The 6,272-nt window shown below is 61.1% G+C and carries 3 protein-coding genes and 1 pseudogene; all 4 read left to right on the forward strand.

Features of this window, described 5'->3' with window-relative positions; genetic code table 11:
- Positions 1–270 (forward strand): annotated as a pseudogene (locus VJR68_RS19855) (magnesium-translocating P-type ATPase); the annotation flags it as partial.
- Between the two features lie 128 nt (positions 271–398).
- Complete coding sequence (locus tag VJR68_RS19860; protein ID WP_324150452.1) at positions 399–2,066, forward strand: Na/Pi cotransporter family protein; 1,668 nt, start codon at positions 399–401, stop codon at positions 2,064–2,066.
- A gap of 206 nt (positions 2,067–2,272) precedes the next feature.
- Complete coding sequence (locus VJR68_RS19865; RefSeq protein WP_324150453.1) at positions 2,273–3,400, forward strand: efflux RND transporter periplasmic adaptor subunit; 1,128 nt, start codon at positions 2,273–2,275, stop codon at positions 3,398–3,400.
- 170 nt (positions 3,401–3,570) lie between these two features.
- Positions 3,571–6,272 (forward strand): CusA/CzcA family heavy metal efflux RND transporter (locus VJR68_RS19870; RefSeq protein WP_324150455.1); only part of this gene is annotated, 2,702 nt, incomplete at its 3' end.

Consider the following 6,272-nt stretch of genomic DNA (forward strand, 5'->3'; position numbering starts at 1 on the left):
CTGCTCACGCAGACGCTGGTGGTGCACATGATCCGCACGCGCCGGATTCCGTTCCTGCAGAGCATCGCCGCGGCGCCGGTGCTGGGCCTCACCACGGCAATCATCGTAATCGGCATGATCATTCCGTTCACCGGTATCGGCGCGAAGATCGGCATGGTGCATTTGCCGGATGCGTATTTCGGCTGGCTGGCAGCTACGGTGGTGACTTACTGCGCGCTGACGCAGGCGGTGAAGGTGCTTTATATGCGCCGCTACCGGGCCTGGTTGTAAACACTTCAGGCGCCGTCATTCCCGCGAAAGCGGGAATCCATTTGCTCTGATGCATCTTTGAAAATGGATGCCCGCTTTCGCGGGCATGACGGCCACACAGATTACGTGAACACTTCGGGAGGCCGCCCATGAACGGCACCTTCGCACTCTTCGACATCGCCGGCTATGTCGCCTTGCTTTTGTGGGGCACGCACATGGTCACCAGTGGCGTGCTGCGCGGTTACGGCAGCATGTTGCGCCGTTCGCTGGGCCGCTTTCTCGGTACCCGGCCGAGCGCCTTCGCGTTCGGCATCTGCATCACCGCCTTGCTACAGAGCAGTACGGCCACCGGCATGATGGCCACGTCGTTCGCCGCGAACGGCATGCTCGGGCTCGCGCCGGGATTGGCGGTAATGCTCGGCGCCAACGTCGGCACCACGCTGATCGTGCAGGTGATGTCGTTCAATATCGCGTTGATCGCGCCGGTGTTGATTCTGTTCGGCACCGCCTTGCATCGCCGTAGCGACGACGTGCGTTATGAAAACATCGGCCGCGTCGGCATCGGCCTCGGTTTGATGTTGCTGGCGCTGCATCTGCTGGTGCTGACCATGGCGCCGATGGAAAACGCGCAGCTGCTCAAGATTGGCATGCGTGCACTCGCGGATGAGCCGGTGTTTGCCGTACTGCTTGCCGCATTGCTGACCTGGATGTGCCACTCCAGCGTCGCCGTAGTGTTGCTGATCGTGTCGCTCGCCACCGGCGGCGTGGTGGATGCACCCGGCGCGATGGCATTGGTGCTCGGCGCCAATCTCGGCAGCACCTTGCCGGCCCTGCTCGAAGCACACACGCCAGTCGCACGCAGGTTGCCGCTCGGCAATCTGTTGGTGCGCGCGTTTGGCTGCATCATTTGTCTGCCGCTATTGCATACGATGTCGCACTGGTTGTCGGCGCTGGGCGATTCGCCCGCACGTATCGCGGTGAATTTCCATACCGCTTTCAATCTCGCTTTGGCGCTGATCTTTCTGCTGCCGGTGAACAAGCTCGCGCAATGGCTGGTGCGCCTGCTGCCGGAGCCGCCGCAGCCGGCCGATCCGGGCGTGCCGCTGTATCTGGAAGATGCCGCACTGGAAAGCGCCGGCGTGGCGCTGGTCAATGCGCAGCGCGAATCCATGCGCATGGCCGACATGGTCGAGGATATGCTGAAGGGGCTGGTGGAAGTCTTTGGCAAGGAAGACAGCGCGCGTGCCGCCGCCATCAGCAAGATGGATCCGTGCCTGGATCGACTTGGCGTGGCCATTCGTCAATACCTGGCCGATCTCGGCGGCGAAGCATTGAACGAAGAAGATGGCGAACGCAGCCAGGAAATCCACGCCTTCGTGATCAACATCGAACACATCGGCGATATCACCGCCAACAACCTGGTGGAATTCGCGACGAAGAAAGCGCAGCGCGGGCAGGATTTCTCTGCCGACGATATCCAGGATCTTGCCGCCATGCACGGCCAGATCATGGAAAGCCTGCGCCTGGCGCTTGCCGTATTCATGCGCGGCGATCTGCGTGCCGCCCAGCAATTGATGGAACGCAAGGAATTGCTGTGGCGCCAGGAAAACGATGCCTCCGACCGGCACATCCGCGAGCTGCGCCAGCAGCGCGACGGCGGTGGTGGCGACGTGTACCTGCGCATCCTGCGCGATTTGCGCCGTATCCATTCACATCTGGCGGCGATCGCCTATCTGCCATTGGAGCGCGCCGGTCTGTTGCAAGGCCGGCTGGTTCAACCCAATGGCCATCACACCGTTGCCGAAGGAAAAGCCTGAACTTGGACAGTCATACGCAAGCCGAACCTCCGACTATTAGTCCCGTTTAGCTGACTGCCGCGGATTCCTGATGCGGTGGTCGTGGACGGCCAAACCGCGGTCAGGGATACGCAAGGCTTTGCCTTGTTCCCTTCACCGTTTTGCAACACGCCTGTGGCCTCGTGTCACAGGAGCGCCAGCGCGCCGAATCGATGGGGAACAAACCAATGCTGTACCTGCTGAAAACACATGGACGGCGGCTTGCGGTCGCCATCACTTTTGCTCTGAGCGTGGCTGCTTGCTCGCATGGCGCCCATGATGCGGCGGAACAGCCGCCGGCATTCACCGTCGAAAATGGCCTGATCAAAGTTCCGGAAGGTTCACCGCTGCGCAAAGAACTCGCTGTGCAATCGGTGGAATCACGCCAGGCGCCGCACGCCATGGTGTTTCCGGCCAATGTGGAAGCCGATCCCACGCACACCACCAACGTGCTGCCGCCGCTCACGGGCAGGCTGACGGAGTTGAAAGTGGGGCTGGGCGACCATGTCACGAAAGGCCAGCTGCTGGCCGTTATGGACTCCGGCGATTTCGCGCAGGCGCATGCGGATCTCGAAAAAGCGCGCGATGCGCTGGATCTTGCGAAGAAATCGCTCGACCGCGCACGCGCCGTCAAAGCAGCAGGTGGCAATGCCACCAAGGACCTGGAATCGGCGCAGAGCGGCTACAACCAGGCATTGGCGGAATTCGATCGTGCACAGACGCGCCTTGCCGCCGTGGGCGGTACGCAAGGCGCCGCGACGCAGCGATTGATGCAGATCACAGCGCCGACCAGCGGCTACGTCACTGCGCTGTCGGTGTCGCCCGGCGCGTACGTCAACGACGCCACCGCGGCAATGATGACGATTTCAAATCTCGATTCGGTATGGATTACAGCCAACGTGCCGGAAAGCGACGTGGCGCTGCTTGCCAAGGGCGAGCAGGTCAATGCCGCGCTGGCTGCTTATCCAGGCCAGGTGTTCCATGGCACGGTGGCGTTCGTGAATCCGGTGCTGCAGGCAGATACGCGCCGCGATCTGGTGCGCGCGGTGTTTGCCAATGCGAACGGCAAGCTCAAGCCCAACATGTACGCCAACGCCAGCATCAGTGTGCCGCAACCGGCAGAGGTGTTCGTACCCGAATCGGCGCTGCTGATGAACAACGACAACATCAGCGTGTTCGTCGAAGTATCGCCCTGGACCTTCGAGCGCTGCACGGTGGACCTCAGCTACGACGACGGCGGCGATACACGCGTGCTCAAGGGCCTGAAGGCGGGTGATCGCGTGATCGTCCGCGGCGGAGTGCTGCTCAATGACTAACCCACATTTCCCTCTCGCTTCCTACTGCGGCCGCTGCTCCATTCGCCCTGACGCGCGCTGCTTCCTCGGGCAAGCTCGACGTACCGCCAAGTACGCCTTCGCTTCCCCTCACTGCGCATCGCACGCCAGGACGAATGGATCAACGTCCTCGCTACGGAGGGGAGAGGGAAATGTGGGTTAACCAGCTGTTCCGCTTCTGCTTCGAGAAACGCCGGTTGTTCATGGTGGTGACGGTTCTCGTCATCTGCTTCGGCTATTACTCGTGGACGCAGCTGTCGATCGAGGCGTATCCGGAACTGAGCGACGTTACGACGCAAGTGACGACGCAGGTACCGGGCCTTGCGGCGGAGGAGATCGAACAGCAGATCACCATTCCCCTCGAACGCCAATTGGCCACCACACAGAACCTGGTGAGCATGCGTTCCAGCAGCACGTTTGGCCTGTCGTTGATCACCATGGTGTTCAAGGATGGCTCCGACGATTACTGGGTACGCCAGCGTGTGCAGGAGCGTCTCAGCCAGGTCACGCTGCCCGCAGGTGTGTCGCCGGGACTCGATCCGGTGAGCGGGCCGGCCGGCGAAATCTATCGCTACACGCTCGAATCGAACTCGAAGAACCTGATGCAACTGTCGGAGATCCAGCGCTGGATCGTGATTCCTGCTTTGCAGCAGGTGCCCGGCGTGATCAATGTCGACAACTTCGGCGGCTTCACCAAGGAATTCCAGCTGGAACTGGATCCCGCGCAACTGCTGCACTATGGCGTTAGCGTCAATCAGGTGACGGCGGCGATTTCCGCCAACACCTCCAACGCCGGCGGTGGTCGCATTACGCGTGGCGAGCAGTCGTACATCGTGCGCGGCGTTGGCATGGTGCATTCGCTGAAGGATCTCGGCGACATCGTGGTCACGCAAAACAACGGCGTACCGGTGCTGGTGCGTGACCTGGGCAAGCTGCGCTACGGCCATCAGGTGCGCGAAGGCATTCTCGGAAAAGACAACAATCCGGACACCATCGAAGGCATTGTCGACCTGCTCAAGTATGAGAATCCCTCGCGCGTGCTGGATGGCGTCCACGCCAAGGTGGCAGCGTTGAACAAGCAGCTGGCGGCGCAAGACGTAACGATCGTGCCGTACATCGACCGTGACGACCTGGTGAATGCGACCAAGGAAAAAGTCTTCCATACCGTGATGGAGGGCATCGGCCTGGTGTGCATCGTGCTGATCCTGTTTCTGGGCAGTCCACGTTCCGCGCTGGTGGCGGCGGTGGCGATTCCCATGTCGCTGGTGACGGTGTTCATCCTGATGCAGTTCACACACATGTCGGCGAATCTGTTTTCGCTCGGGGCCATCGACTTTGGTGTCATCGTGGATGGCGCGATCGTGGTGACCGAGGCGATTCTGCGCCAGCGCGAAATGAAACCGACGGAAGTATTGGTCGAAGACGACGTGATGCTGGTAAGCGGGCACGTGGGGCGCTCTATCTTCTTCGCGACCTTGATCATCATCACGGCGTATTTCCCGCTGTTCGCGTTCGAGCATGCGGAAGGCAAGCTGTTCAGGCCGATGGCCTTCACAGTCAGTTACGCCCTGCTGGCCGCGCTGTTGTGCACGGTCACCTTGACACCGGCGCTAGCTTTTCTAGCTCTGCGAAAGCCGCGCAAGGTATTCGAAAACAAACCGCTCAAGCGTCTGCAGGAAGGCTTTACCCATACGTTGGGCCGGTTGCTGCACAACCTGCCATTTGCCTACGGCATCGCCATCGTCGCGTTTTGCGGCGTGCTGTTGCTCGGCGCCAGCATCGGCCGCGAGTTCCTGCCCGATCTGGATGAAGGATCGCTGTGGTTGCAGGTGCAGATGCCGACAGGCTTGTCGCTGGACAAGGCGAGCCAGATGACCTCGCAATTGCGCAAAGTGGTGCGTGAATTTCCCGAAGTGTCCTACGTCGTGACCCAGCTTGGCCGCAACGACACCGGTAGCGATCCGTGGACGCCATCGCACGTCGAGGCTGGCGTGGGCCTGACGCCCTACAGTACCTGGCACGGCGAGACCAAGGCCGAGTTCTTGCGCAAGTTCAGGGCGCGGATGGATCAGATACCAGGCATCAGTGTGGGTATCAGCCAGCCGATCGTGGATGGCGAGAACGACATGATTGGCGGTGCGCACAGCCCGCTGGTGTTGCGCATTTATGGCGACGACTTCCATGAGCTGCGCCGTATCGGCAACGAGATCGTCGGTGTCTTGCGGGGTGTGCGCGGCACCGCCGATGCCTCGATTTTCCAGGAGCCACCGATTCCGCAGCTGACCATTACCGCTGATCGCGACGCGGCGGCGCGCTACGGCATCAACGTCGGCGACATCACCAACCTGATCCAGACGGCCATTGGTGGTTCGCCGATCACGCAGGTGTATGTGGGCGATCGCACCTACAACGTCACGGCACGCGTCGCCAATGACGTTGCCAACAATCTGGAAGCGGTGGGTGAACTGCCGCTCACCTCGGCCACTGGTGCGCAGGTGCCGCTGAAGGAAGTGGCACATATCAAGCTTGCCACGGGCGAGAGCACCATCTCGCACGAAGACGGCGAGCGTCAGCTCACGATTCGCATCGACAATCGTGATCGCGCGTTGTCGGAATATCTGGCCGATGCGCAAAAGCAGATCGACGAAAAGGTGCATTTCGACCCATCCACCTATCACCTCGAATGGGCCGGCAATTTCCAGAACGAACAGCGCGCACAGGCGCGGTTGATCGTCGTATTGGGGTTGGTGATGGCGATCATGGCCGTGCTGTTGTTCGCCGAATTCGGCAAGTTTCATCAGGCCGTGTTGGTGCTCGGCGTGGTGCCGCTGGCGGCAGTGGGTGGGTTGATTGC

Origin of the sequence: Dyella sp., assembly GCF_035277725.1 — a bacterium.
Lineage (GTDB): Bacteria > Pseudomonadota > Gammaproteobacteria > Xanthomonadales > Rhodanobacteraceae > Dyella_B.

Excerpts from the sequence above, each read along its gene's own strand:
- VJR68_RS19860 (WP_324150452.1), top strand. The coding sequence starts at position 399 with ATGAACGGCACCTTCGCACTCTTCGACATCGCCGGCTATGTCGCCTTG.
- VJR68_RS19865 (WP_324150453.1), top strand. The coding sequence starts at position 2,273 with ATGCTGTACCTGCTGAAAACACATGGACGGCGGCTTGCGGTCGCCATC.